Source organism: Bradyrhizobium sp. 87, from assembly GCF_023073015.1.
Classification (GTDB): Bacteria; Pseudomonadota; Alphaproteobacteria; order Rhizobiales; family Xanthobacteraceae; genus Bradyrhizobium; species Bradyrhizobium canariense_D.
Genome location: NZ_JADPIQ010000108.1, coordinates 1 through 2,265 on the forward strand (window position 1 = coordinate 1; position 2,265 = coordinate 2,265).

Here is a 2,265-nt window from a genome sequence, read left to right on the forward strand (position 1 = left end):
GCCGGTCGATGAGCGGCGGGCATGACGAACAGCTTTGCGGAATGGCCGATGCGCGGTCATGAGGTGTCGATCCTGATGGCGCTGATTGGCGCGGTCGATTGGCGGTGCGGCATTGCACCTCGCTCAAAAACCTCGATGACGATCATGCGGCCGCCGCAGCATGGACACGGTGGCTTGCCGCTGTCGACGATGGTCTCGGTCGGTTCATCCTCACGATCGCTGACGGCGAGCAGTTCGCGCGCGCGTGCGACATTGTCGGCGCAGACGCCCCGTGCGAGCAGGCCGTAATGGCGGATGCGGTGAAGGCCTTTTGGCAGCACGTGGATGAGGAAGCGGCGGATGAACTCGTCTGTGGCGAGCGTCATCCGCTTTTGCCGGTCGCGGCCTTCGACCCGATAATCCTTCCATCTGAAGGTGACATCGTGCTGGTCGAGGGCGATCAGGCGGCTGTTGGCGATGGCGACGCGGTGAGTATAGCGCGACAGATAGGCCAGCACGGCTTGTGGTCCGCCGAACGGACGCTTGGCATAGACGACCCATTCCGTCTTGCGCGACGCTGCAAGCAATGCGGCGAATGACTGCGCTGCAGCGAGATGAGCGTCGTTGCCGAAGAAGCTCAGGCGCCCGGCCTGGTGGAGGGCGGCGAGGCGACCTAGGAACAGCCGCCGAAACAGGCGTGAGAGCACGCGCACCGGCAGGAAGAACCCCGGCCGGCAGGACACCCAGCGCTGTCCGTCGGGCGAGATGCCGCCGCCCGGCACGATCATGTGCACATGCGGGTGGTGGGTCATGGCCGAGCCCCAGGTGTGCAGCACGGACGTGATACCGATCCTGGCGCCGAGATGCTTCGGATCTGCGGCGATCGTCAGCATCGTCTCGGCCGAGAGCTTGAACAGGAGATCGTAGATGATGGCCCTGTTCTGGTAGGCGATGTCGGCGATCCGGGCCGGCAGCGTGAACACGACGTGATAATATGGCACCGGCAGCAGCTCGGCTTGGCGATCGGCGAGCCACTGCTTCGCCGCGGCGCCCTGGCACTTCGGGCAGTGCCGGTTGCGGCAGGAGTTGTAGGCGATGGACGTGTAGGCGCAGTCCTCGCAGCGCGCGACATGGCCGCCGAGCGCCGCCGTGCGGCAGCTCTCGATCGCCGACATCACCTTCAACTGGTCGAGGCTGACACGGCCGGCATGGGCCTGCCGCCATGCCGGGCCACGGTCGCGGAAGATATCCGCAACCTCCAGAGCCGGACGAGACACGCCGGCCTCGCGTCAGCCGGGCGGCCGGGCCTCCTTCAGCTTGATCGCGATGTGCTCCAACGGGCTCATCACCTCGCTGATCGTCTTGGTGGCGACGCGGGTATAGAGCGCGGTCGTATCGAGCTTGGCGTGACCGAGCAGAACCTGGATCACGCGCACGTCGATGTTCTGCTCCAAGAGATGAGTGGCGAAGCTGTGCCGCAAGGTGTGCAGCGAGACCCGCTTGTTGATCTCCGCCATCTGGGCAGCGGCGTGGCAGGCGCGGTTGAGCTGGCGCGTGGTCATCGGCTGGGCCGGATCGCGGCCAGGGAAGAGCCAGCCCTGTGGCCGTGCCGCCTTCCACCAGGCGCGCAGCAGATCGAGCAGGTGTGGGGAGAGCATGACGTTACGGTCCTTGCCGCCCTTGCCCTGTTCGACCCGGATGATCATCCGCTTGCTGTCGATGTCGGAGATCTTGAGCGAGACGACCTCGTTGGCCCGCAGGCCGGCGCCATAGGCTACGCTGAGCGCCGCCTTGTACTTGAGCCCCGGTGCCGCATCGAGCAGGCGCGCCACTTCTTCCGGGCTCAGCACCACCGGCAGCTTGCGCGGCTCGTGAATGACGTGGGTGTGCTCGACGATCTCGTTGCGCTTGAGCGTGACCTTGAAGAAGAACCGCAGCGTCGAGACGGTCTGGTTGATAGTCGGCACGCCAACGCCGCTCGATGCCAGATGCAGCTGGTAGCGCCGCACGTCCTCAAAACTCGCCGTTTCCGGCGATCGCCCGAGGAATACCGCGAAGTTCTTGACCCTCTGCACATAGTCATGTTGGGTCTTCGGCGCGAACTTGCGGATCGTCATGTCTTCGATCATGCGCGGCCGCAACGGGCTCGTGGCCTCGTCGGTCATGGGGATGCTCCTGTCTTGGGTGAAGGTTGCGAACCCCTCATCTCAAGACAGGACGCCTCGTTGCGCTATCCTCTCAGCCGCGCTGCCGGCCGTCGTGCCTACCGCGCGAGCGGTTTAGTCC

General features: G+C 65.3%; 2 protein-coding genes. Both read right to left on the minus strand.

Features of this window, described 5'->3' with window-relative positions; translation table 11 throughout:
* Nucleotides 1–56: 56 nt before the first annotated feature.
* Nucleotides 57–1,256 (minus strand): IS91 family transposase, encoded by a 1,200-nt coding sequence (locus IVB50_RS28610; RefSeq protein ID WP_085357181.1) that lies wholly within the window; start codon nt 1,254–1,256, stop codon nt 57–59.
* 12 nt (nt 1,257–1,268) lie between these two features.
* Nucleotides 1,269–2,144: a tyrosine-type recombinase/integrase gene (locus IVB50_RS28615; protein ID WP_247298564.1), complete on the minus strand. Its 876-nt coding sequence runs from the start codon at nt 2,142–2,144 to the stop codon at nt 1,269–1,271.
* Nucleotides 2,145–2,265 lie beyond the last annotated feature (121 nt).